We start from the raw sequence: 23,993 nt of genomic DNA on the forward strand, positions 1-23,993 counted from the left end.
TTGTCTTTGTGTTTTCTTGTGTTCGGTGAGGGAGGTGCGGGCGCCGCCGGGGCGGCGCCCGCGAGGAGGTGGATCAGCTGCCGAGGCTCAGCAGCACGGGGGCGAGCAGGCCGGCCAGCACTCCGCCGATGAGGGGACCGACGACGGGGACCCAGGAGTAGGACCAGTCGCTGGAGCCCTTGCCCTTGATGGGCAGCAGAGCGTGCGCGATGCGGGGACCGAGGTCACGAGCCGGGTTGATGGCGTACCCCGTCGGACCACCGAGCGAGGCGCCGATGCCGACCACGAGGAGGGCGACGGGCACGGCCGACAGGCCGCCGATGCCTCCGGGGACGCCCACGTCGGCCACGCCGTAGTCGGCGAAGCCGAAGATCACGAAGACCAGCACGAAGGTCGCGATGATCTCGGTGGCGAGGTTCCAGCCGTAGGAGCGGATGGCGGGGCCGGTCGAGAAGACGCCCAGCTTGGAGGCTGCGTCGGGCTCGTCGTCGAAGTGCTGCTTGTACGAGACGTAGCAGAGCACCGCACCGATGATGGCACCGACCATCTGACCGAGGACGGCGACGCCGAACATCGGGAAGTCGATCGTGCCGCGCACGAGGAGGCCGATGGAGACGGCGGGGTTCAGCTGAGCGCCCGAGTAGGCCGAGGCGATGACACCGGCGAACACGGCGAGACCCCAGCCCCAGTTCACCATGAGGAACCCGCCGGCATTGCCCTTCGTCTTGGCGAGGGCGACGTTGGCGACGACACCGGTACCGAGCAGGATCAGCAGCCCGGTTCCGACGACTTCCGAGAGGAAGTACAGACCCAGATTCACTTCTTGCATGTCGACAATGACCTTTCAGGTGTGTGTCCGCGTTCGCATCGTTGCACGGCCGCGGGCCGCCGGTTGAGGCTGACGCTACTCCCCGCGACGCGGTCGTCGCGGAGAGGAACGCCGCTTCAGGATCGTGTCGCGCTGACCTCTTCGAGCTCGACGAGGTGCATGGTGCGCAGCTGGTCGGTGGCGTCCGCGATCTCCGCGTCGCGACGCGCCTCGTCCCAGCCCAGGGGCTCGGCGACCGCGTCGGCGACCTCGCGCAGCGTGCGGGCGCTCATGCCGCCGACGAACGCGATCGAGGTGCGCCGCAGCAGCACGTCCATGAGGTGGACGACCTGCTCGGTGCGGGCGAGGTGCGCCAGCTCCTCGCGGTAGTAGCCGTCGGTGGCGGGCAGCGGCTCGGCTCCGGCGGGGATGACCTCGAGGACCTCGGTCGCGCGGGTGCCGTAGCGCGTCAGCATCCGCTCGACGAGCTCGCGCGAGTGGCCGGCGCTGTGCGCGCGGACCCACGTGCCGCGGGCGGCGGGCGTCTGCGGGTAGTCCTTGCCGCCGCCGATCGGCCGACCGGCGGTGCTGATGCGGTGGGGGCGGCCCAGCGTCGCGAGCGTGCGTGTGCTCAGGTGCTCGGCGAGCGCCCGGAAGGTCGTCCACTTGCCGCCGACCAGGCTGAGGACGGGCGTGCCCTCGTGCGTGTCGTCGACGATCCGGTAGTCCCGCGAGACGAAGCCGGGAGCGGTGTCGTCGTGGTGGGGCAGGGGACGGATGCCGGAGAACGTGTAGACGATCTGCGAGCGGTCCACCGTGATGTCGGGGTAGACCTCCTTGACGAGGTCGAAGAAGTAGTCGATCTCGTCCTCGGTGATGACCGCGGGCTTGCTCGGGTCGGCGTCGATGTCGGTGGTGCCGACGAGCACGCGTCCCTTCAGCGGGAAGATGAGCACGATGCGGCCGTCGGAGTTCTCGAAGAAGATCTCACGGCCCTTCGTGGCGGTGAGCAGCTCGTCGTTGTCGAGGACGATGTGCGAGCCCTTGGTGCCGCCCATGAAGCGCGTCTGCATGCCCATGGCGCCGTTGGTCAGATCGGTCCAGGGGCCGCTAGCGTTCACGACGACCTTCGCGCGCACCGAGAACTCGTCGCCGGTGAGCTCGTCACGCAGCTGGACGGAGCCGTGCTGCATGCCGACGGCCGAGACGTAGTTGACGGCCGAGGCGCGGGGCCCGCCGGCGACAAGGCCGTCGTGCATGACGTCGAGCGCGAGGCGCTCGGGGTCCCACATCGAGGCGTCGTAGTACGTCGCGGTGTACTTCAGGTCGGGGTTGAGCCGGGGGAGGGCCGCCAGCGACTTCTTGCGTCCGTGGAACTTGTGACGGGGGACCGTGCCGCCGCCGCGCGAGAAGGTGTCGTAGATGACCAGGCCGATCTTGATCAGCAGGGCACCGCGCTCGCTGGGCTTGCCGCGCCCGTGCGTGATGAGCAGCCGGAAGGGCGCCGACAGGATGCCGGAGAACGTCTTGAAGATCGGGATCGTCGTCTCGAGCGGCCGCACGTAGTGAGGGGCGGTCTGCAGCAGCGCGTTGCGCTCGGTCACCGCCTCCTGGACGAGACGGAACTCGCCGTTCTCGAGGTAGCGGATGCCGCCGTGCACCATGTGGCTCGACGCCGACGACGCACCGGAGACGAAGTCGCCCTTCTCGACGAGGGCGACGTCCACCCCCTGGAGCGCGAGGTCGCGGAAGGTGGCCAGGCCGTTGATGCCGCCGCCGATGATGAGGACGTCGACGTCCCCTCGGTCGCGGAGGGTCTGCACGTCGGGCCGGATGGAGGAGGAAGTCGTCGTCATTGCGCTGCCTTTCTGTGAAGCTCTCTCCACACTCGTCCTGTGTTGAACGGAGTTGCAAGCCCTTTGCACAAACGTGCAGACTGCAGTATCGACGGAGGAGGTGACGACGGTGCCGACCGCTTCGACGCGTGCGCAGGACGCCCTGCGCGCCGCCCAGCTCTACTACCTCCAGGACCTCACCATGGAGGCCATCGCGCGCGAGATGAAGATGTCGCGCTCGTCCGTCTCGCGCCTCCTCGCCTCTGCGCGCGACACGGGTCTGGTGACCATCTCGATCCACTCCCCGCAGGATGCCCGCAGTCAGGTGGAGAGCCGCATCGCGCGTCGATTCGGGGTGACGGCGCGGGTCGTGCCGACGCCGTTCCGCATCAGCGAGGCCGAGCGGCTCGAGCGCACGGCGCTGTCGGCCGCCCGCCTGCTCGCCGAGCGCGTCGAGTCGTCGATGACGATGGGCATCGCGTGGGGCTCGACGCTGTCGGCGGTCGCGCGGCACCTGCCGTCCAAGCGCACGCACGACGCGCGCGTCGTGCAGATGAACGGCGCGGCCAACGTCCGCACCTCGGGCATCACCTACGCGGGTGAGATCCTCGCCCGCTTCGGTGCGGCGTGGTCGGCACCCGTGCACCCCTTCCCGGTGCCGGCGCTCTTCGACGATCCGCTCACGAAGCAGGCGATGTGGCGCGAGCGCTCCGTGCGGGCGGTGCTGGAGATCCAGGAGCGCGTCAACATCTTCGTGTTCGGCCTCGGGTCGCCCGACGCCGACGTGCCCAGCCACGTCTATTCGGGCGACTACTTCGACGAGGCCGATCAGCGCTCCATCGAGCGCAACGGCGTCGTCGGCGACTGCGCCACGGTGTTCTACCGGGCGGACGGCTCATCCGACGGCATCGACCTCAACGAGCGCTCCAGCGGCCCCGATCTGGAAGCGGTGCGCCGCATCCCCACCCGCTTCTGCATCGTGTCGAGCCTCTCGAAGCTCGACAGTCTGCGCGGTGCGCTCGCCGCCGGCCTCATCACCGACCTCGTGGTCGAGGAGTCCCTCGCCCGGCGGCTCCTGGAGGTCACCGCCGGGCGGTGAGTCACATCTCGCCGAACCCGTCCTCGATCATCCCGCGCAGCTCGTCGAGGGCGGCGCGCGCCTCGCGTCCCGTCGCGGCCACCCGTACGGTGGCGCCGCGTCCGACGCCCATCGCCATGAGCGACAGCAGGCTGTTGGCCGCCACCGGCGCCATCTGCGACCCGAGGTCGGTGACGGTGACGCGCGCGTCGAATCGACCGGCCGCGCGTGCGAAGGACGCCGCCGGGCGCGCGTGCAGACCGGAGGGGTTGCGGATGACCGCCTCGAACGACAGCTCGGCGTCGTCGGCCGGCTGCTCGGCGGAGGCGGGGGCCGCGGCATCCGTCGTCTCCGGCTCCGGGATTCCCAGCTGCTGACGCTTCGCCGCCAGCGCGGTGTCAAGCTGCGCGACGATCGCGTCGAGGTCGGATCCGGATGCCGCACCCACGACCGCCGCGACGAGTCCCTCGACGAACGGCGCGGGGCTGAGACGCACCGTGATGTCGGGATCAACGAACTCCAGGGCGGTCTCGGCACTGAGGATGGCCGACCCGAGGTCCATCAGGACCAGGACGCCGTCGCCCGACGCGGCACGCTCGACCGCTTCGGCGATGGCCGCGGCATCGGTCCCCAGGGCACCGTCCGGGGTGCCGGCGGCGATCTCCACGAGCGGCGGGTCGTCTCCGCCCATCTGAAGGGCCAGCTCTCGGGCGGCTGCCGCGAGCGCGGGGCTGTGGGAGACCGCCACGATCCCGATCACGACGCGGCCAGGGTGTCGCGGAGCGCCTCGAGGAGCAGGGTGGCCGACGCCGCACCGGGGTCGAGGTGTCCGGCGCTGCGCTCGCCGAGGTAGCTGGCCCGGCCCTTGCGCGCCACGAGCGGCACGGTCGCATCGCGCCCGGCGGCCGCGGCGGTCGCCGCCGCCTCCGCAGCGGATACCGCGTCTGCCCCGCCGGCGACGGCGTCGTCCCAGGCCTGAAGGGCCGGCGTGAAGGCGTCGATCATCGTCTTGTCGCCGGGCTCGGCCTTGCCGCGCTGGACGACGCCCTCCACCCCGGCGCGGAGCGCGGCCCCGAGCGTCGCCGCGTCGAGCGCGTCCTCCGCTCCGGCGGCGCCGCCCAGGCGCAGGAAGAACGTGCCGTACAGAGGACCGCTGGCGCCGCCCACCGTCGAGACGAGGGTCATGCCGATCGCCTTGCCGAGGTCGGCGGGCGTCGCGGCGCCGTCGAGCTTCGGAAGCACCGCGTGCATGCCCCGTGCCATGTTCGAGCCGTGATCGGCGTCGCCGATGGCCGAGTCCAGCTCGGTCAGCTCGGTCTGGTGCTCGTCGATGAGGGAGGCGAAGCGCGTGATCCAGGCGCGAAGGTCCGCGGTGGTGACATCGGTCATCGCGGCCGTCACGCTCCCCACCGCAGGCCGGGCGTCACGACCGGCGCGTCCCAGAGGCGCAGCATCTCCTCGTCGGCTTTCACGATCGTGAGCGAGCACCCGGCCATGTCGAGGCTCGTGATGTAGTCGCCCACGAGCACGCGCTCCACCGAGACCCCGGCGGTCTCCAGCAGCGGCGCGATCTCGGCCCACATCACGTAGAGCTCGATCAGCGGCGTGCCGCCGAGACCCGACAGCAGCACGATGGTCGGACCCGTGGCATCCATGTCCGCCAGGATCGGGTCGACGAGCATCGAGGCGATCTCCTTCGCGGTGGCGAGCGGGCGGCGCTCGCGGCCGGGCTCTCCGTGGATGCCGACTCCGACCTCCATCTCGTCGTCCGGGAGCTCGAAGGTGGGCTTGCCCGCGGACGGCACGGTGCAGCTGGTCAGCGCGACCCCCATCGAGCGGCCGTTGCCCGACACCTTCTCGGCGAGGGCGAGCACCGCGTCGAGGTCGGCGCCCTCCTCGGCGAGGGCGCCGACGATCTTCTCCAGGATCACCGTCGTCCCCGTGCCGCGCCGACCGGCCGTCCACGTGGAGTCCTGCACCGCGACGTCGTCGGCGACCACGACCGTCTCGACGCGGATGCCCTCGCCCTGGGCGAGCTCGGCGGCCATCTCGAAGTTCAGGACGTCGCCGGTGTAGTTCTTCACGATGTGCAGCACGCCGGCGCCGGAGTCGACGGCCTGATCGGCGGCGAGCATCTGGTCGGGTGTGGGGGAGGTGAACACCTCGCCCGCGCAGGCGGCGTCGAGCATGCCGCGGCCGACGAAGCCCCCGTGCATCGGCTCGTGACCCGAACCGCCGCCCGAGACGAGCGCCACCTTGCCGGCGCGGGTCGGCTCACCGCGCAGGATCACCCGGTTCTCGGTGTCGACGCGGACGTCGGGGTGGGCCGCCTGGATGCCGCGCAGCGCGTCGGCCAGCACATCGGCGGGGGAGTTGATGAGCTTCTTCATGATTCCTCCATGACGGCGTCGGTGCAGTCAGGGAGAATCTCCCGCGCGGAGGGGAGACTGTCAAGGGCGCGCGACGGCGCGCTCAGCGACGCTCGTGCGGCAGGACCTGCTTGATGCGCTCGATGGGGTTCGCGGCGGGGACCTCGTTGTAGGCGCCGGCGAGCTCTTGGCCGGACAGTGCATGGATCGCGGCCATGATCTCGTCGGTGGCGCCGCGGCGCGCGCGGCCGGAGGTGGCGGGACCGTGCGGAGAGAGGTCGAGCGGCTGGCCGAAGCGGACGGTGATGCGCTCACTCGTCGAGGGCACCTTCGCGCCGACGGGCATGACCTTGTCGGTGCCGATGAGGCCGACCGGGACCACGGGCGCGCCGGTCTGCAGGGCGAGGAAGGCGACGCCCGTGCGGCCCTTGTAGAGGCGGCCGTCGAGGGACCGCGTGCCCTCGGGATAGAGCGCGACGGTGCGCCCTTCCTCGAGGAGACGGCGCTGCTGGTCGAGCGCGTCGAGGGCGGCCTGCCCGGCGCCGCGCTCCACGGGGATGGCGCCGATCGCCGTGAAGAACTCTCGTGATGCCCAGCCCTTCGCGCCCGACCCGTCGAAGTAGCTCGACTTGGCCAGGAAGTGCACGGGACGCGGGGCGGCGACGGGGATGGCGATGGAGTCGATGAACGACAGGTGGTTGCTCGCGAAGATCACCGGGCCGGTCTTGGGCACCAGTGCGCGGCCCTCCACCTTGGGGCGGTAGACCAGCCGGGCCAGGGGCGTGATGATGAACCGGCCCAGGAAATAAGTGGCGCCCATCCGCGTGACCGGGGCCTCGTGATCGGTGTCGGGATCGGCCTCGCCGGGCGCGGCGGTCTCCTCGGATGTCACCCGTCGAGGGTACTCCCGAATGCATACCCGCCCTGGCATGGCCCGCGCTCCCAGGCAGGACAGAGGAAGCATGGGGGAGGATGGGGCGTCCCCTTCTCCTCAGATTCTCGAGGTATCCGTGCGTCTTCGCCCACTTGCCACCCTGTCCATCGCCGCGGCCGCGGTCGTGCTGCTGGCCGGCTGCTCCGGCGCCGGCGGCGTCCCCGCAGACAGCGCGAGCCCCAGCGCCTCGGCCGCAGGAGACCTGTGCGCGGCCGCCGCCCCGTCGGGCGCGGCATCCGATGCGGTCACCGTCGACGGAGCCCCCGGCACGGAATCGACCGCCGGTTTCACGTTCCCGCTCGACATCCCCGAGCTGCAGCGCACCGTGGTGTCGGAAGGGTCCGGCGATCCCGTGCAGAGCGGACAGCTCATCTCCTACGCCCTCTCCGCCTTCAACGCCGACACCGGTGAGAAGCTCGGGGCGGTCGGCTACGCGGAGAGCGAGATCCTCCCCGCCCCGATCACCGCCGACAGCCCGCTCGGGCAGGTCATCGGCTGCGCCACGCCCGGCAGCCGCGTCGTCGCGACCTTCCCCGCGTCGGAGAACGGCCCCGGCGAGGTGTACGTGTTCGACTTCCTCGAGATCGTCCCCGACGCGGCGTGGGGCGAGCCGCAGACTCCCGAGGCGGGCCTGCCGACCGTCACCCTCGCGGACGACGGCACACCCACCATCGAGGTGCCGAAGACCGATCCGCCCACGTCGACGGAGGTGTCGACGCTGAAGAAGGGCGACGGCGCGGTCGTGGCGAGCGGCGATCAGGTGCTGATCCAGTTCCGCGGTGCGCGGTGGTCGTCCGGCGAGCTCTTCGACGGAGGCGACACGTGGGCCAGCGGCACGCCGTACACGGGCGCCACGACCGGTTTCGTCCCCGGGTTCACGAAGGCCCTGGAGGGCCAGACGGTCGGCTCGCAGGTGCTCGTCGTCATCACGCCGGCCGACGGCTACGGCGAGGGTGAGATCAACGACACGGACCTGAAGGGCGACACCCTGGTCTTCGTGATCGACATCCTCGGCGCTCAGCACCCGCAGGCCCAGTAACACCGCAGCACTCCCCGGACGCGCCGCGTCCCGCCCTAGGCTGGCGGGATGCGGCGCGTCCTCGTTCTCGGCTCCACCGGCTCCATCGGCACCCAGGCGCTGGACGTGATCCGCGCCAACCCGCACCGGTTCGAGGTGGTCGGCCTGTCGGCCGGCACCGACCGCGCGGGACTCGAGGCGCAGGCCGCGGAGTTCGGCGTCGAGGCGACGGCGCTCGGCGCCGTCGAGGCGGAGCAGCTCGTGCGCGACGTCGAGGCCGACGTCGTGCTGAACGGCATCACGGGCTCGGTCGGACTCGGTCCGACCCTGGCGGCGCTCGAGCGCGGCCGCACGCTCGCGCTCGCGAACAAGGAGTCGCTGATCGTCGGCGGCGACCTCGTGCGCGTGCTGGCGGAGAAGGGGCAGATCGTCCCCGTCGACTCTGAGCACTCCGCGATCGCACAGGCTCTGCGCGCCGGCGAGCACAGCGAGGTGCGGCGGCTCGTGCTGACCGCTTCGGGCGGCCCGTTCCGGGGGCGCACCGCCGCCGAGCTTCGGGACGTCACCCCCGCGCAGGCGCTCGCCCACCCCACCTGGGACATGGGCCGGGTGGTGACCACGAACTCGGCGACGCTGGTGAACAAGGGCCTCGAGGTGATCGAGGCGCACCTGCTGTTCGACGTCGACTACGACGACATCGACGTCGTCGTGCACCCGCAGTCGATCGTGCACTCGATGGTCGAATTCGTCGACGGCTCCACGATCGCGCAGGCCTCTCCGCCCGACATGCGCCTCCCGATCTCGCTCGGCCTCGACTGGCCGCAGCGCGTGGGCGGCGTCGGCCGTCCGCTGGACTGGACCGTCGCGACGTCGTGGACGTTCGAGCCCCTCGACGACGAGGCGTTCCCCGCCGTCCGTCTCGCCAAGCGCGTGGGCCGGGCCGGTGGCACATATCCCGCCGTCTTCAACGCGGCCAACGAGCAGGCGGTCGACGCCTTCCACGACGGCCGGCTGAGCTTTCCGGGCATCCTCGACACCATCGACCGGGTCGTCGACGCGCACGAGGCGCCCGGCGCCCTCACCCGCGAGAGCCTGGCCGAAGCCGAGCGCTGGGCGCGCGAGACCGCCGATCGCGCGATCGCCGCGGCAGCCTGAGGCCGAGCCTGAGCCCGAGGTCGGTCACCGGCTGATCACCGCGACCGGGCGTCAGGGGAACGCGGGCCGCAGCGGGTCGGAGTCGGGCGTCTCGTCGTCGGGGTACGGCACCGGCCAGTGGGAGTCGGGCACGTCCCATCCGGCGTCGCGCAGCGCGCGCCGGGAGAGCTCGCGCGCGGAGTAGGGCGTGCGCACGCCGCGGATGTCGCGGTAATCCTGGTGCCCGGGGCCGGCCCAGAGGATGGCGTCGCCCTCGCCGACGAGACGGATCGCCTCGACGATCGCGCGCTCGGGCGGCGAGTACTCGTGGATCTCGGCGTCGGGACGTGCCCTGCGCGCCCCCTCGATGAGGGTCGCGCGGATGGAATCGGGGTCTTCGAAGCGCGGATGGTGGTCGGTGATGACGAGGATGTCGCTGCCGAGCACGCTGGTGCGGCCCATGTCGTGTCGCTTCGTGGCATCCCGGTCGCCGTCGGCGCCGACGAGCATGACGACCGTGCCCGGCGTGACGCGCCGCACGGCGGCCAGCGTCTTCTCGAAGGCGTCGGGGGAGTGGCCGAAGTCGACGTACACCGCCGGGCCGTGCTCTCCCGAGACGAGCTGGATGCGTCCCGGCAGGTAGGCGTCGATGCGGCCCGTGCCGCCGGCCGACGCATCCAGCGCACCGCGCAGACGGTCCCAGGAGTAGCCGCCCTCGAGCAGCATGACGATCGCGAGGCCCGCGTTGGCGGCCATGTGGCGGCCGATGACCGGCACGACGGTGGTGAGGGTGCGTCCGTCGGTCGAGGTGAGCGTGAACTCCGTGCCCGCCGGCCGCTCCGCGAGGATCCGCACGGTCCAGTCGGCGGATGCCGCGGCCTCCGGATCATCGGCGATGTCGGGTGTGCCCACCGTGACGAAGGGCACCTCGCACCGGGCCGCGACCTCGGCGCCCGGGGCGGAGTCGAGGCAGATGACGGCCGTCCGCGCGCGGTCGGGCCGGAAGAGGGGGAGCTTGGCCTCAAAGTACTCGCGCATGTCGGCGTAGTCGTCGAGGTGGTCGTGGCTGAGGTTCGTGAAGCCGGCGACGTCGAAGACGAGGCCGTCGACGCGGCGGCGGCTGAGGGCCTGTGCGCTGACCTCCACGGCGACGGCCTCGACCCCGCGCTCGCGCATGAGGGCGAGGAGGGCGTGCATCTCGGACGCCTCGGGCGTGGTCAGACGCGAGACGATGACCTCGCCGGCGATGTGGCGCTCTGCGGTCGAGGACAGGCCGCTGGTGACGCCGAGCTGGCCGAGGATGCCTTCGAGGAGATGCGACACGCTCGTCTTGCCGTTGGTGCCGGTGGTGGCGAACAGCAGGGGCAGGTCGTCGTCGGCACCGGTGCCGTACACCCACGCCGAGAGGGCACCGAGCATGCCGCGGGGGTCGTCGACCACGAGGATCGGCAGTCCGGCGTCGGCGGCCAGCGCTGCGCCGTCGTCGTCGGTGAGCACCGCGACGGCGCCCTTCTCGGCGGCCGTCGCGGCGAATTCGGCGCCGTGCCTGTTGGCACCGCGGATGGCCACGAAGACCTCGCCCGCGCGCAGGTCGGCGGTCGCCAGCGTGATGCCCGAGACGAGACGTCCCGTCGTGTCGCCGCGCACCTCGCGGGCGAAGCGCTCGGCGAGATCTGCGAGTGCTCTCGTCGGCGGGCTGTCGGGCCGGAGCACCGGGGGCAGGCGGGAAGCAGCGTTGTCCATGGCCTGACAAGTCTCTCATCCGCGGGCCGGGCGCCCGGGAGGCGGGCTCCGTCGCGCCTCGGGGCGGCACGCCGTGCACGGCCGTTTCAAAGACAGCGGCGGGTACGGTGAATCCGTGACCGTCCTCGCCTTCGTGATCGGCATCGTCCTCCTGGTCGTGGGGCTCGCGGTGTCCATCGCGCTGCACGAGATCGGCCACCTCGTGCCGGCCAAGAAGTTCGGCGTGCACGTGGGCCAGTACATGGTCGGCTTCGGTCCGACGCTCTTCTCGCGCACCGTCGGCGAGACCCAGTACGGCATCAAGGCGTTCCCGCTCGGCGGCTACATCTCCATGTCGGGCATGTACCCGCCGTCCCCCGCGGAGCGCGAGGCGCAGGCAGCGGGCACCGCCGCCCCCGCCGCTCGTGCCTCCGGGCGCTTCTTCGCCGCCATGGTGCAGGACGCGCGTCTGGCCAACGAGGAGACGCTGATCGCCGGGCGCGACCGCGTCTTCTACCTGCTGCCGGTCTGGAAGCGCGTCGTCATCATGCTCGGCGGGCCGCTGATGAACCTCCTGCTCGCCATCGTGCTGTTCGCCATCCTGTTCAGTGGCATCGGCGTGCAGACCGCCTCGACCACCGTCGCCTCCATCACCCAGTGCGTCCTGCCGGCCGACACGACCCAGACCGCGTGCGAGCCCGGCGACCCGGCGACGCCGGCCGCCGAGGCGGGGTTCGCGCCGGGCGACACGATCCGGTCGATCGACGGCACGGCGGTCTCGACGTTCGACGAGACGTCCGCCATCATCCAGGCGAACCCCGGCCGTGCGCTGGACGTCGTGATCACGCGCGACGGCGCCGACCAGACCCTGACCCTCACCCCCGTGCTCGCCGAGCGTCCCGTCTACGACGAGAACGACAACCCCGTGACGGATGCCGCGGGCACGCCCGTCACGCAGGACGTCGGCTTCGCCGGGATCGGTCCCGCCTCCGTGCTGACGCCGCAGCCGATCTGGGCGGGGCCGCAGGCCGCGGTCGAGAACGTCGGCGCGGTGTTCGGCATCATCGCGCAGCTGCCGGTGAAGGTCTACCAGACCGCTGAATCCCTGTTCACGGGGGCGGACCGCGATCCGAACGGTCCGCTCAGCGTCGTGGGCGTGGGCGTCATCGCGGGCGACGTCGCGGCGTCGGAGTCTCCCATCCTCAACCGCGTGGCGGGGTTCCTCGGTCTCCTGGCGTCGCTCAACATCGCGCTGTTCGCCTTCAACCTCATCCCGCTGCTGCCGCTGGACGGCGGTCATGTGGTCGTGGCGCTCTGGGGCGGCCTCAAGAACGTGTGGGCGAAGCTGCGCCACCGGCCGCCGCCGCCTCCGGTCGACGCGACCCGCCTCGTGCCGCTCACTTTCATCGTGGTCATCCTGCTGGTGGTGATGGGCGGCATCCTGATCGTCGCCGACCTGATCAACCCGGTGTCGATCTTCGGACCGTAGCGCCCGCGCGATCTTTTCCCGGCACCTGTCGATATCGGGGTTGCCCGTTCGCTGAGGGGATGAAACTGTTCCCTCAACGGAAGGACCCCTCATGAAGTACGTCATCATGTTCACCTCCGACCCCGCGCTCGACGCGCAGACGCCCCCGGAGGCGATCAGCGAGGAGTATGCCGCCGTCTACCGGTGGTTCCAGCAGCACGACGACCAGATCAGCGACGGGGGCGCCGAGCTCCAGCCCGTCGAGACCGCCACGACGGTGCGCCACGGCGGCGACGGCGTCGTGGTCGTCGACGGCCCGTTCTCCGAGGCGAAGGAGGTCATCGGCGGCTTCAGCGTGCTGGACGTGCCCGATCTCGACGCCGCCATCGCGGTCGTCCGGGAGTGGCCCATGCTCCGCCGCCCCGGCACGTCCGTGGAGATCCGCCCCATGGTGACCGACTACTCGCAGTTCGAGTCGTGACGGGGGATGCCGCGGGCCGTGCGGGCGAGGACGACCGGCCCGCGGCATCCGATGCGCTCCTCGCCCGCACGGTGCGGGAGGAGGCGGCGCGCCTCGTCGCGACGCTGACGGCGTCGTTCCGGAGCTTCGACATCGCGGAGGAAGCGGTCGCGGCGGCCGTCGAAGAGGCCGTGCGGGCCTGGCGTGTGCGCGGCGTCCCGCCGAACCCGGGCGCCTGGCTGTCACGCGCGGCGCGAAACAACGCGCTCGACCGCATCCGCCGCGAACAGCGCCTGCGCACGCGGCTGCCCCTGCTGGCCGCGCCGGAGGCGACGATGCCGGACGAATCCGATCCCGCGGTCGACGAGCGCCTGCCGCTGCTGTTCGGATGCTGCCACCCGGCCCTCTCGCCCGACGCGCAGCTGGCCCTGACCCTCCGCGCGGTGTGCGGGCTGACCACGCGCCAGGTCGCACGGGCGACTTTCAGCACCGAGCCCGCCGTCGCTCAGCGCATCGTGCGGGCGAAGCGGAAGATGGCGGCCTCGGGCATCCCCCTGCGGATCCCCGACGCGAGCGGCTTCCCGCCGCGCCTGGACATCGCGCTGGCGGTCGTGGCGGCGATGTACAGCGAGGCGCACCTCCGCAGCGGCGCGGATGCCGCGGCCGACCGCGACATCGCGGACGACGCCGTCTGGCTCTCGGGCGTGATCGTCGGCGCCCTGCCCGCCGAACCTGAGGCCCGCGGGCTGCGGGCGCTGCTCCTCCTGCACTCCGCCCGCGAGTCGGCGCGCGCCGCCGACGGCGAGCTCGTGCTCCTGGAGGATCAGGACCGCACGAGGTGGGATGCCGCGCTGATCGACGAGGCGGGCCGGGAGCTCGACCGCGCGGCCGCGCGGCGTCGGCCGGGGCGGTGGCAGCTGCACGCCGCCATCGCCGCGTGCCATGCGGATGCCGCGAGCTCGGCCGAGACGGATTGGCCGCAGATCCTCGCGCTCTACGACCTGCTGCTGCGCCACGACGGGTCGGCGGTGGTGCGGCTGAACCGCGCGGTGGCGCTGTCGCGGGTGGGCGCGCCGCGCGCGGCCCTCGAGGAGGTCGACGGCCTGCGCGAGAGGCTCGGCGGGTCGCACCTCTGGCACGCGGTGCGGGCGGCGCTGCTGCGCGACCTCGGCCGCGGGGAGGAGGCGCTGGCCGCCGACCTGACGGCGCTGGAGCTCACCGCCAACGATGCCGAGCGACGGCTGCTCGCACGACGGGTCGAGCAGGGGCGCTGACGCCCGCCGGTCAGGCCGTCGGGGTCAGCGCCTGCGTGACCAGCCGCTCCAGGGTCGCCATGCCGTCGCGCGACAGGATCGACTCCAGGTGTCCCTGCACCGACGCGAACGCCGGACCCCGGAGGGCGTACACGTCTCCCGAGTGCGCATCGGCGGCGATCTCGGCGACGCCGACGCGGGTGGTGCCGGCCGGCACCCGCGCGGTGAAGGTGTTGTAGAAGCCGATCGAGGCGTCGCTGCCGAAGACGTCCACCGTGCGCTGCAGTCCCTGGTGCGGGGCGTCGAGCGGAGCGAGCTCCACCCCCAGGGCATCCGCGAGGATCTGATGGCTGAGGCACACGGCCAGCAGCGGGCGATGCGCGGACAGGCGCTGTCGCACGACCTCCCGCATGCGTCGCATGCGCGGGCTCTCCGGGTCGCGGGGGTCACCGGGCCCGGGGCCCGACACGACCAGCTCGGCCGCATCCAGATCCTCATCGGTCACGGCGGTCCACGGCGCGATCGACACGTCGAGCCCCAGGTGGCGCAGCTGGTGGGCGAGCATCGTGGTGAAACGGTCCTCGGCGTCGACGACCAGCGCGGTGCGGCCGTGCAGCGGCCCCGGCTCCGTCCCGCCCTGCGGGTTCAGCCAGAAGGCGGCGAGGCGGGCGTTGCGCGACTCGAGCAGCGCGGCGATGTCGGGGTCCTCCGCCAGCGGCCGGCGCATGTCGGCAGGGCGGTCGGGGTCGGCGTCGGCCGGGCCGGCCGTCGGGGTGTCCCGTGCGATCGCGCCGATCGCGCCGAGCACGCCCGCCGCCTTCCCGTGCGTCTCGCCGACCTCGCCGTAGGGGTCGGAGTGGCGCACGAGCGTCGCGCCGACCGGGACCCGCAGCATCCCGTCCTGCAGATACGCGGTGCGGATGAGGATCGGAGCATCGAGGTCGTGGGTGCGGCCGTCGCCGGTGGGCGTGAACAGCGCCGCGACCCCGGAGTAGTAGCCGCGCGGCGTGCGCTCGTGACGGGAGATCACCGTGCACGCGTTCTGCATCGGCGAGCCGGTGACGGTGGGGGCGAACATCGTCTCGCGGAGGATGTCGCGCGGATCCATGCGGCTGTTGCCGCGCAGCACGTACTCCGTATGGGTCAGTCGCGACATCTCCTTGAGATGCGGCCCGGTGATGCGGCCGCCGTCGGCGCAGACGGCGCTCATCATCTTGAGCTCCTCGTCGACGACCATGAACAGCTCCTCGGTCTCCTTCGTCGACTGGAGGAACTCCGTCAGCGTGGCCGCGGTCGCCCCGCCGGCGGGGTGCCGGAAGGTGCCGGAGATGGGGTTCATGGTGACGACGGCGGATGCCGCGGCATCCGCCGCGCCTGACTGCTCGCGGTCGACGCGCGCGCTCACGTGCGCCTCGGGGCTGGCGCCGACGGCGACGTGCCCGGGGGTCACGACGGCGAAGGTCCAGTACGCACCCTTCTCGTGCTCGAGGAGTGCGCGGAACCACGTCAGGGCGACGGTGGCGGGGTCGCCTTCGACGCCCGCGGTGAAGTCGCGGCGGATGACGAAGTTCGCGCCCTCGCCTCGTCCGATCTCCTCGGCGATGACGGTGCGCACGATCTGCGCGTAGTCCTCGTCGTCGATGTCGAACCCCGCGCCGCGCAGCGGGACCGGGGCGGAGGGCAGCTGGACGAGGGCATCCTCCAGGGGCAGCGAGTCGTGCGCGTCGACGACGAGGCACCGCAGGGGCGCACCGTCGTCATGGCACACGAAGCCGCGTTCCCGCACCTGCCGGAACGGAACCAGGGCGAGCACCTCGCGGGGGGTGCCCGCGGCATCCGTCAGCGGGATGTCGGCCAGCAGCTCGACGTCCACCACATCGCCGGTGAGGACCTCCACGGTGCGGCCGTCGCGGGCGAGCAGGGCGAACGGGATGCCGCGCGCGGCCAGGTCGGAGAGTGCACGGGGAGCGGGGCCGGGCATGATCGGTCCTTCGTCGAGGGGGCGGTCACCCCACGAAGAAGACCGCCCGGGCGGGGGCGGTCTGTGGTCGCGAGAACACACCGCCTATGCGGTGCGCCACCAGGAGATGTTCGCGGACATGCGCCGAAACTATCACAGCGCCTTCCTGAGGCCCCTCCCAGCCCCTGCGGCGTAGTGTGAGAGCGTGCCAGCAGTGAATCTCGGGATGCCCAAGGTCCCCGAAGTCCTCGCCCCTCGTCGCAAGTCCCGCCAGATCAAGGTCGGGAAGGTCCTGGTGGGCGGAGGTGCCCCCGTCAGCGTCCAGTCGATGTGCACCACGCCGACCACCAACATCAACGCCACGCTGCAGCAGATCGCCGAGCTCACCGCCTCCGGCTGCGAGATCGTGCGCGTCGCGGTTCCGTCCCAGGACGACGCCGACGTGCTGCACATCATCGCGAAGAAGAGCCAGATCCCCGTCATCGCCGACATCCACTTCCAGCCGAAGTACGTCTTCCAGGCGATCGACGCCGGCTGCGCCGCCGTGCGCGTCAACCCCGGCAACATCCGCAAGTTCGACGACCAGGTCGGGGCGATCGCCAAGGCCGCGAAGGACGCGGGCGTCTCGCTGCGCATCGGCGTGAACGCCGGATCGCTCGACCCCCGCCTGCTGCAGAAGTACGGCAAGGCCACGCCCGAGGCGCTCGCCGAGAGCGCCCGCTGGGAGGCGAGCCTGTTCGAGGAGCACGACTTCCACGACTTCAAGATCTCGGTCAAGCACAACGACCCGGTGATCATGGTCAAGGCGTACCGCCTGCTCGCCGAGATGGGCGACTGGCCCCTTCACCTCGGCGTGACCGAGGCCGGCCCCGCCTTCCAGGGCACGATCAAGAGCGCGACGGCCTTCGGCATCCTGCTCGGCGAGGGCATCGGCGACACCATCCGCGTCTCGCTGTCGGCCCCGCCCGCCGAGGAGGTCAAGGTCGGCCTGCAGATCCTGCAGTCGCTCAACCTCCGAGAGCGCCGGCTCGAGATCGTCTCGTGCCCGTCGTGCGGACGCGCCCAGGTGGACGTCTACTCCCTGGCCGACAGCGTCACCGAGGGTCTCAAGGACGTCACGGTGCCGCTGCGCGTCGCCGTCATGGGCTGCGTCGTCAACGGACCGGGCGAGGCCCGCGAGGCCGACCTCGGCGTCGCCTCCGGCAACGGCAAGGGCCAGATCTTCGTCAAGGGCCAGGTCGTCAAGACGGTGCCCGAGGAGGAGATCGTCGCCACCCTCATCGAGGAGGCGCGCCGGATCGCCGACGAGATGGGTCCCGACGCCGCGCTCGGGACTGCGCAGGTCGTCACGGCCTGACAGCTCGGACGCCTGTCAGGGCGCCGGCGCCCGTCGGGAAGCCGGCGTGCGTCAGGGCGTGAGGACGATCGTGCCCGACGCGATGTCGACCGATTCCAGCCGCAGTCGCACCGTCGCGCCCGCGGGGGCGGTCAGCCCGGCGACTTTCGCCGACACCGGCGGCTCGGCGATCTGCACGCGCGCGCCGTCGCCCCGAACGCCGAGAACGACGGCGTCGAAGCTCTCGCCCACCCGGACGGCGAGCACCGCGGCCTCGATGCGGTCCACGGTGCCGGAGTCCAGGCGTCCGGCGACCCCGTCGCTGCGGCCCATGATCTTGGGCAGCTCCGACAGGCTCGTCCGCGCCCACGGCGGCACGGGCCGGTCGTTCGCGAGCGCCTCGCAGATCACCAGCGACCACCGGTCCACCAGGCGGCGCAGCGGCGCGGTCGTGTGCGCGTACGGCGCGCCGATCGCGGACTGCAGCGGATCGGCGGGCGGCTCCCCGTCGAAGGCGACGTAGCCGGCTCCCCGGAAGAGGGAGGCCGCGGCATCCATGATCGCCGCCGTCACCACCTGCGAACGGTCGAGTCCGCGCAGGTAGTCGCCGTACGACACGCCCTCGCGCCACGGGACGCCGAGCGCCACGGTCTGCTCGCGGAACGCGGCGACGTCGTCGGGGTCGGCGGCGGGCATGGTGCGGAGGATGCCGACCCGCCCGCGCAGCATGATCTCCGCCGCGGCCATGCCGGTCAGCAGCGAGACCTGCGCGTTGTACTCCTCGACGGCGAGCGACACCTCGCGCTCCAGGCGGTAGTGCCCGTCGTCGGACACCACGCGCGTCTCGGGGATGTTGAGGCTCGCACCGCCGCGCTCGGCTTCACGGGCGGAGCGGAGCGGTCCGAACCACGCGAGCGCGACGAGGCTCGCCGGTCCCGTCCCCGCATCGATCGCCGCCTGCGCATCGATGTAGCTCCAGCGGGCGCGCGAGCGCACCACCCCGCGGCGCAGCGTGGTGGCGACGGGTCGCGCCTGCTCGTCGAGCTCGAAGCGCCAGACGAAGGCGCGACGGTCCTGATCGGGCAGCAGCGATGCCGCGTCCTCGCTGAGCACGGCGGGATGCAGGGGGATGCGTCCGTCGGCGGCGTAGATCGTCTGCCCCCGGCGCCGGGCCTCCGCGTCGACGGCACCTCCGGGCTGCACGAAGGCGGGGACGTCGGCGATCGCGTAGTGCAGCACCGCGCCGGTGGGGGTGCGCTCGAGGTGCAGTGCCTGATCGAGGTCGAGGGAGCCCTCCGGATCGATCGTCAGGAACTCGATGTCGCGCAGGTCATCGACTCCCGCGGCGGCGGGATCCACCGGGACGGTGCGAGCGGCCGCCTCGGCCTCGGCCAGCACCTCGGCGTTGAAGGCAGTGGGCAGATCGAGCTCGGCGCGCAGCTGCGCGAGGGCGGCGCTCAGCTCCCCGGCGGAGTCGCGGCGGACGAGACGGGGGCGGCGGGAGGGCACCGCTTCAGTGTAGGCACGGGGTCGCCGGCCGAGGCCGGGCGGGGAGCCCATCGGGAACGGCGTCAGCGCCCGGGCGCACCCTCGAGCTGATCGGCCATGTCGGCGAGGCGGCGGCGCAGCGCCTCGACCACGGCGGCGACCGCCGGACGCGTCAGCGATTCCGGTCGGAGCACCATCCAGTAGGGGAGGTGCTCGTCGACGACTCCGGGAAGGATGCGCACGAGGTCGGGGTGACGGTCGGCCACGAAGCAGGGCAGCAGTCCGATCCCGGCGCCCGCGCGGGTGGCCTCCACATGCACGAACACGTTCGTCGAGGTGAGCGAGTCGCGCATCGTCGGCACGAGCCGCCGCGGCGCGTCGAGGTCGTCCACCAGGAGCATCGAGTCGATGAAGTACACGAGCGGATGCTGCGCCAGCTCTCCGAGGTCGGCGGGCGCGCCGTGGGCGTCGAGGTAGTCGCGGGACGCGTACATGCCCAGGGTGTAGTCGGCCAGGTGGAAGGCCTCCGCCCGGTGCACCTGCGGGCGGCCGACGACGACCTCGATGTCCAGCCCCGAGCGCTGCTGCAGCGCGCGCCGGGTGACGGTGACGATCTCCACCTGCAGCGCGGGATGGTCGCGCTGCAGGGCGGCGACGGCGGGAGCGGCGACATATGCGCTGAAGCCGTCGGTCGCCGACAGCCGCACCACTCCGGTGACGGCGGTCGCAGCATCCGGCGACTGCAGGAGACGGACCGCGGACTCGACACCCTCCGCGGCCTGCACCGCGCGCCGCCCGAGGTCGGACAGCTCCCAGCCGCCGATCGTGCGCGCGAGCACGCGGCCTCCGAGTGCGGTCTCGAGCGCGGAGATGCGGCGCGCCACCGTCGTGTGGTTGAGGCCCAGCGTCGTTGCGGCCGTCGTGTACCGCCCGCTCCGGGACACGGCGAGGAGCACGAGGAGGTCCTGCGGATCGGGGTTCACATCTGCAATTCTGCACATGCCGAGCGCCGAAATGGCCATTGCGAGGATCGGGAACTGCACGTTTACTCATGTGAGTCAACGACGACCCACGAGGAGAACCATGACTTCCGCCGAGAACGCGCGCTCGCGCACCGCCGATCCGACCCCCGCCTCCGGCGACACCGCAGCCTCCGGTCTGAAGCGCATCGTCGCAGCCTCGATGATCGGGACCGTGGTCGAGTGGTACGAATTCTTCCTCTACGCCACTGCCGCGAGCCTCGTCTTCGGCACCGTCTTCTTCCCGAACGCGGGAAGCCAGCTCGACGGCATCATCGCCGCCTTCCTGACGTACGCGGTGGGCTTCATCGCTCGTCCGCTCGGCGGCATCGTGTTCGGACAGATCGGCGATCGCCTGGGCCGCAAGCACACGCTCCAGGTCACGATCATCATGATCGGCGTCGCGACGTTCCTCATCGGCTGCCTGCCGGGCTTCGGCACGATCGGCTACTGGGCGCCCGCGCTCCTGGTCGCGCTCCGCTTCATCCAGGGCTTCGCGCTGGGCGGCGAGTGGGGCGGCGCGGTGCTGCTGGTCGCCGAGCAGAGCCCTGATCGGTCGCGTGCCTTCTGGGCGAGCTGGCCGCAGGCGGCCGTTCCCGTCGGCAATCTGCTCGCGACCCTCGTGCTGCTGACGATGTCGGCCATCCTCCCCGCGGCGCAGTTCCTCGAGTGGGGCTGGCGCGTCGCCTTCTGGCTCTCGGCCGTGATCGTGCTCGTGGGCTACTACATCCGGAAGCACGTCAGCGAGGCGCCCATCTTCCTCGAGGCGCGCGCCCAGGTGGAGTCCGAGAAGGCCGTCAGCTACGGCGTGTTCGAGGTCGTGCGCCGCTACCCGACGGGCGTTCTGAAGGCCATGGGCCTGCGCTTCGCGGAGAACATCCTGTACTACATCATCGTCAGCTTCACGATCGTGTACCTGACGACGGTCCACAAATACGACACGAGCCAGCTGCTGCTCGCCCTGCTGATCGCGCACGCCGTGCACTTCGTCGTGATCCCGCAGGTCGGACGCCTGTGCGACCGCATCGGACGCAAGCCGGTCTACCTCGCCGGCGCCGTGCTGGGCGCCACCTGGGCCTTCTTCGCCTTCCCGATGTTCGACACCCTAAACCCGGTGCTCATCGTGCTGGCCGTGACCGTCGGCCTCTGCTTCCACGCCCTGATGTACGCCGGACAGCCCGCGATCATGGCCGAGCTCTTCCCGACCCGCATGCGCTACTCGGGCGTCTCACTGGGCTACCAGGTGACCTCGATCGTCGCCGGCTCGCTCGCGCCGATCATCGCGACCGCACTGCTGCAGCGCTTCCAGTCGTGGCTGCCGGTGGCGCTCTACATCGTCGCCGCCTGCGTGATCACACTGATCGCGGTGCTGACGCTGCGCGAGACGAAGGGCCTCTCGCTGCGCGCCGTCGATGACGCCGATGCTGCGCGCTTCGATCTGCCGACCGGCCGGGCAGCGCGCGCATGACCTCCGAGGATCTGACGGGCCGCCGCGCGCTGGTGACCGGCGGTGGAGCGGGCATCGGCGCCGCCATCGCGCGCGAGCTGGCGTCGCGAGGGGCGACGGTGGTGGTGGCCGATCTCGATGCGGAGGCGGCCGGCGCCGTTGCGGCCGAGATCGGCGGCGAGGCATGGGTGGTCGACCTCTCGGCCCGCGACCAGGTCGAGTCGGACGAGTTCGCCGCCCGGGTGGCGGGCACCGACATCCTGGTCAACAACGCCGGCGTGCAGCGCATCGCCGCCATCGAGGACTTCGACCCCGAGGCGTTCCGCTTCATCCTGCGTCTCATGGTCGAAGCGCCCTTCCTCCTCGTCCGCGCGGCGCTGCCGGGCATGTACGAGCGCGGCTTCGGCCGGATCGTGAACATCTCCTCGGTGCACGGCCTGCGGGCCTCGCCCTACAAAAGCGCCTATGTCGTCGCCAAGCACGGCCTCGAAGGCCTGTCCAAGGCGACCGCGCTGGAGGGTGGAGAGCACGGTGTCACCAGCAACTGCGTGAACCCGGGCTACGTGCGCACGGCGCTGGTCGAGAAGCAGGTAGCCGACCAGGCGGCCCGCCGCGGCATCGACGAGTCGGAGGTGCTCGAGAAGGTCTTCCTCACCGAGAGCGCGATCAAGCGCCTCGTCGAGCCGGAGGAGGTCGCCTCGCTCGTCGGCTGGCTGACGACGGATGCTGCGGCCATGGTCACCGGCGCCAGCTACACCATGGACGGCGGCTGGTCGGCGCGCTGAGGCTGGTCGGTCGGAGGCGCCGGCGCCGGTGGTCAGCCGGTGCCGGTATCTTCGCCGGGGTGGGCGTCGGTGTCCGACACCGGCTCGGCGACCAGGTCGAGCGAGAGCCAGTTCTCCCGGCTGAGGGCGGCGGCCCGGTCGGCGTCGCCGCCGCGGATCGCGTCGAGGATGGCGGCGTGCTGGGCGACCGAGTCCCGGGCGGCAAACGAGGTGAACCGCGTGCGCTCCGCCCGCCGGAGCAGCGGGGTGGCGAGTTCGAGCACCTCGGCGATCATCGCGTTCCCGCTCGCGCGCACCAGCACGTCGTGGAACTCGTCATCGTGCGTCAGGGCCCGGTCGCCGTCGCCCTCCACGACGGCGCGCTCGAATGCGAGGGCCGCGGTTTCGATCTGCGCCAGTGCCTCGCCGCCGAGACGGGGCACCGCCAGCCGCGCCGCGAGCTCGTGCATCGAGGCGGCGATCTGCTGGGCGCTCACCGTGGATGCCGGATCGACGGGGGAGACGATGGTCGAGCGTCCGGGCTGGGAGACGACGAGCCCGGCGCGCTCCAGCCGCAGCAGGGCCTCGCGGATGGGCGTGCGGCTGACGCCGAGCCACGCCTCGATCTCCGTGTCGCGCAGGCGCTCGCCGGGGGAGAGGGTGCCGTCGACGATCGCATCCCGGAGGGATGTGTAGACGTTGTCCCGCAGCAGCTCGCGCGGCTGCGTGCGGACAGCGGAGGGAACGGGCATGAGGCTCCTTCGAGGACGTCCTCAGCGTAGCCGCTGGGTGCGGCTGTGAAATGCGATATCCAGGATATCGGCTACGGTGTAACGAACCCGACCCGCGGCATCCGCACTCTTCTGGAGGACTCCCATGGCCATCTCCGACTTCGAGCGGTACCCGCTGACCTTCGGCCCGAGTCCCGTGCACCACCTGCCGCGGCTGACACAGCACCTCGGCGGAGCGCAGATCTGGGCCAAACGCGAGGACGTCTCCAGCGGGCTGGCCTTCGGCGGCAACAAGATCCGCAAGCTGGAGTACCTCGTGCCCGACGCGCTCGCTCAGGGTGCGGACACGCTGGTCTCGATCGGCGGCTACCAGTCCAATCACACCCGCCAGGTCGCCGCGGTCGCGGCCAAGCTCGGCCTGAAGGCCCGGCTGGTGCAGGAGAACTGGGTGGAGTGGCCGGATCCGCTGAGCGACCGCGTCGGCAACATCCAGCTCAGCCGCATCATGGGCGCGAAGGTGACCCTCGACTCCGCGGGCTTCGACATCGGGATCCGCTCGAGCTGGCAGGACGCGATCGACGAGGTGATCGCGGACGGCGGCACGCCGTACCCGATCCCCGCCGGTGCCTCCGAGCATCATCTGGGCGGCCTCGGCTTCGCGAACTGGGCCTACGAGGTCGAGCAGCAGGAGCGGGAGCTGGGCGTGTTCTTCGACACGATCATCGTCTGCACGGTCACCGGGTCGACGCACGCCGGCATGATCGCCGGCTTCGCCGGTCAGGATCGGCCGCGCCGGGTGATCGGCATCGACGCGTCCGCGACGCTGGAGAAGACCCGCGCGCAGGTCGAGCGCATCGCCCGGCACACCGCGGAGCTCATCGGACTCGGGCGCGAGCTGAGCGACGACGAGATCACCGTGCTGGAGGGCTGGGCGGGCGACCTCTACGGCATCCCCGTCGAGTCGACCCTCGACGCGATCCGGCTGGGCGGCTCGCTCGAGGCGATGATCACCGACCCCGTGTACGAGGGCAAGTCGCTGGCGGGGCTCATCGACCTGGTCTCGTCGCGCGAGATCCCGGCCACGAGTACCGTGCTCTACGCCCACCTGGGCGGCCAGCTCGCGCTCAACGCCTACAGCGGGCTGTTCCGCTGAGTCGGGGCTGTTGCAG

At 71.7% G+C, this 23,993-nt stretch carries 21 protein-coding genes; 10 read left to right on the forward strand and 11 right to left on the reverse strand.

Features of this window, described 5'->3' with window-relative positions:
• Window positions 1-73 precede the first annotated feature (73 nt).
• Together CVS47_RS04755 and CVS47_RS04760 are read right to left on the reverse strand one after the other, a co-directional pair.
• Window positions 74-829: an MIP/aquaporin family protein gene (locus CVS47_RS04755; protein ID WP_127095065.1), complete on the reverse strand. Its 756-nt coding sequence runs from the start codon at window positions 827-829 to the stop codon at window positions 74-76.
• A gap of 116 nt (window positions 830-945) precedes the next feature.
• Window positions 946-2,664 carry a glycerol-3-phosphate dehydrogenase/oxidase gene (locus CVS47_RS04760; protein ID WP_127095066.1) on the reverse strand — a complete coding sequence of 573 codons (1,719 nt, stop codon included), beginning with the start codon at window positions 2,662-2,664 and terminating at the stop codon, window positions 946-948.
• Window positions 2,665-2,764: 100 nt separating this feature from the next.
• On the opposite strand from CVS47_RS04760, the gene CVS47_RS04765 reads away from it, so the two are divergent.
• Complete coding sequence (locus tag CVS47_RS04765; RefSeq protein ID WP_378791056.1) at window positions 2,765-3,742, forward strand: sugar-binding transcriptional regulator; 978 nt, start codon at window positions 2,765-2,767, stop codon at window positions 3,740-3,742.
• 1 nt (window position 3,743) lies between these two features.
• Here CVS47_RS04765 and dhaM read toward each other — a convergent pair whose 3' ends face one another.
• The 4 genes from dhaM to CVS47_RS04785 form a co-directional block, all read right to left on the reverse strand.
• Window positions 3,744-4,481 carry a dihydroxyacetone kinase phosphoryl donor subunit DhaM gene (dhaM, locus tag CVS47_RS04770; protein WP_127095067.1) on the reverse strand — a complete coding sequence of 246 codons (738 nt, stop codon included), beginning with the start codon at window positions 4,479-4,481 and terminating at the stop codon, window positions 3,744-3,746.
• Complete coding sequence (gene dhaL / locus CVS47_RS04775; RefSeq protein ID WP_127095068.1) at window positions 4,478-5,110, reverse strand: dihydroxyacetone kinase subunit DhaL; 633 nt, start codon at window positions 5,108-5,110, stop codon at window positions 4,478-4,480. The genes dhaM and dhaL overlap by 4 nt, the downstream gene beginning before the upstream one ends.
• An 8-nt stretch (window positions 5,111-5,118) precedes the next feature.
• Window positions 5,119-6,111: a dihydroxyacetone kinase subunit DhaK gene (dhaK, locus tag CVS47_RS04780; RefSeq protein ID WP_127095069.1), complete on the reverse strand. Its 993-nt coding sequence runs from the start codon at window positions 6,109-6,111 to the stop codon at window positions 5,119-5,121.
• A gap of 82 nt (window positions 6,112-6,193) precedes the next feature.
• Complete coding sequence (locus tag CVS47_RS04785) at window positions 6,194-6,910, reverse strand: lysophospholipid acyltransferase family protein (protein ID WP_241240388.1); 717 nt, start codon at window positions 6,908-6,910, stop codon at window positions 6,194-6,196.
• Window positions 6,911-7,100: 190 nt separating this feature from the next.
• Between CVS47_RS04785 and CVS47_RS04790 the strand changes: the two genes are divergently transcribed.
• Together CVS47_RS04790 and dxr are read left to right on the forward strand one after the other, a co-directional pair.
• Window positions 7,101-8,063: an FKBP-type peptidyl-prolyl cis-trans isomerase gene (locus tag CVS47_RS04790; protein WP_127095070.1), complete on the forward strand. Its 963-nt coding sequence runs from the start codon at window positions 7,101-7,103 to the stop codon at window positions 8,061-8,063.
• A 48-nt stretch (window positions 8,064-8,111) separates the two neighbouring features.
• A complete protein-coding gene (gene dxr, locus CVS47_RS04795; RefSeq protein WP_127095071.1) occupies window positions 8,112-9,197 on the forward strand; it encodes a 1-deoxy-D-xylulose-5-phosphate reductoisomerase in 1,086 nt (361 codons plus the stop codon).
• 51 nt (window positions 9,198-9,248) lie between these two features.
• Here the strand turns inward: dxr and CVS47_RS04800 are convergent, their stop codons facing one another.
• Window positions 9,249-10,919 (reverse strand): Mur ligase family protein, encoded by a 1,671-nt coding sequence (locus CVS47_RS04800; RefSeq protein WP_164734604.1) that lies wholly within the window; start codon window positions 10,917-10,919, stop codon window positions 9,249-9,251.
• A 115-nt stretch (window positions 10,920-11,034) separates the two neighbouring features.
• On the opposite strand from CVS47_RS04800, the gene CVS47_RS04805 reads away from it, so the two are divergent.
• From CVS47_RS04805 to CVS47_RS04815, 3 genes are all read left to right on the forward strand, one after another.
• Window positions 11,035-12,387, forward strand: a complete 1,353-nt coding sequence (locus tag CVS47_RS04805; protein ID WP_127095072.1) for a M50 family metallopeptidase — start codon at window positions 11,035-11,037, stop codon at window positions 12,385-12,387.
• Window positions 12,388-12,478: 91 nt separating this feature from the next.
• On the forward strand, window positions 12,479-12,847 hold the full coding sequence (locus CVS47_RS04810) for a YciI family protein (RefSeq protein ID WP_127095073.1): 369 nt from the start codon (window positions 12,479-12,481) through the stop codon (window positions 12,845-12,847).
• On the forward strand, window positions 12,844-14,100 hold the full coding sequence (locus tag CVS47_RS04815; protein ID WP_127095074.1) for an RNA polymerase sigma factor: 1,257 nt from the start codon (window positions 12,844-12,846) through the stop codon (window positions 14,098-14,100). Before CVS47_RS04810 ends, CVS47_RS04815 begins: the two co-directional genes overlap by 4 nt.
• Before the next feature lie 10 nt (window positions 14,101-14,110).
• On the opposite strand, the gene CVS47_RS04820 is transcribed toward CVS47_RS04815, so the two are convergent.
• Window positions 14,111-16,060 carry an anthranilate synthase family protein gene (locus CVS47_RS04820; protein WP_127095075.1) on the reverse strand — a complete coding sequence of 650 codons (1,950 nt, stop codon included), beginning with the start codon at window positions 16,058-16,060 and terminating at the stop codon, window positions 14,111-14,113.
• A 184-nt stretch (window positions 16,061-16,244) separates the two neighbouring features.
• Here CVS47_RS04820 and ispG point away from each other — a divergent pair, with 184 nt between their 5' ends.
• Window positions 16,245-17,396: a flavodoxin-dependent (E)-4-hydroxy-3-methylbut-2-enyl-diphosphate synthase gene (gene ispG, locus CVS47_RS04825; RefSeq protein ID WP_206502753.1), complete on the forward strand. Its 1,152-nt coding sequence runs from the start codon at window positions 16,245-16,247 to the stop codon at window positions 17,394-17,396.
• A 51-nt stretch (window positions 17,397-17,447) separates the two neighbouring features.
• On the opposite strand, the gene CVS47_RS04830 is transcribed toward ispG, so the two are convergent.
• Both CVS47_RS04830 and CVS47_RS04835 read right to left on the reverse strand, forming a co-directional pair.
• Window positions 17,448-18,884 (reverse strand): RNB domain-containing ribonuclease, encoded by a 1,437-nt coding sequence (locus CVS47_RS04830; RefSeq protein WP_241240282.1) that lies wholly within the window; start codon window positions 18,882-18,884, stop codon window positions 17,448-17,450.
• A 62-nt stretch (window positions 18,885-18,946) separates the two neighbouring features.
• Window positions 18,947-19,846 (reverse strand): LysR family transcriptional regulator, encoded by a 900-nt coding sequence (locus CVS47_RS04835; RefSeq protein ID WP_378791050.1) that lies wholly within the window; start codon window positions 19,844-19,846, stop codon window positions 18,947-18,949.
• A gap of 100 nt (window positions 19,847-19,946) precedes the next feature.
• Between CVS47_RS04835 and CVS47_RS04840 the strand changes: the two genes are divergently transcribed.
• Together CVS47_RS04840 and CVS47_RS04845 are read left to right on the forward strand one after the other, a co-directional pair.
• Window positions 19,947-21,350, forward strand: a complete 1,404-nt coding sequence (locus CVS47_RS04840; RefSeq protein ID WP_164734605.1) for an MFS transporter — start codon at window positions 19,947-19,949, stop codon at window positions 21,348-21,350.
• Window positions 21,347-22,114 carry a 3-hydroxybutyrate dehydrogenase gene (locus tag CVS47_RS04845; protein ID WP_127095077.1) on the forward strand — a complete coding sequence of 256 codons (768 nt, stop codon included), beginning with the start codon at window positions 21,347-21,349 and terminating at the stop codon, window positions 22,112-22,114. Before CVS47_RS04840 ends, CVS47_RS04845 begins: the two co-directional genes overlap by 4 nt.
• 32 nt (window positions 22,115-22,146) lie before the next feature.
• On the opposite strand, the gene CVS47_RS04850 is transcribed toward CVS47_RS04845, so the two are convergent.
• Window positions 22,147-22,845: a GntR family transcriptional regulator gene (locus CVS47_RS04850; RefSeq protein ID WP_127095078.1), complete on the reverse strand. Its 699-nt coding sequence runs from the start codon at window positions 22,843-22,845 to the stop codon at window positions 22,147-22,149.
• A gap of 124 nt (window positions 22,846-22,969) precedes the next feature.
• On the opposite strand from CVS47_RS04850, the gene CVS47_RS04855 reads away from it, so the two are divergent.
• Entirely contained in the window at window positions 22,970-23,977 is a 1,008-nt protein-coding gene (locus CVS47_RS04855; RefSeq protein ID WP_127095079.1) for a 1-aminocyclopropane-1-carboxylate deaminase, read from the forward strand.
• Window positions 23,978-23,993 lie beyond the last annotated feature (16 nt).

The organism is Microbacterium lemovicicum (assembly GCF_003991875.1).
Taxonomy (GTDB): domain Bacteria; phylum Actinomycetota; class Actinomycetes; order Actinomycetales; family Microbacteriaceae; genus Microbacterium; species Microbacterium lemovicicum.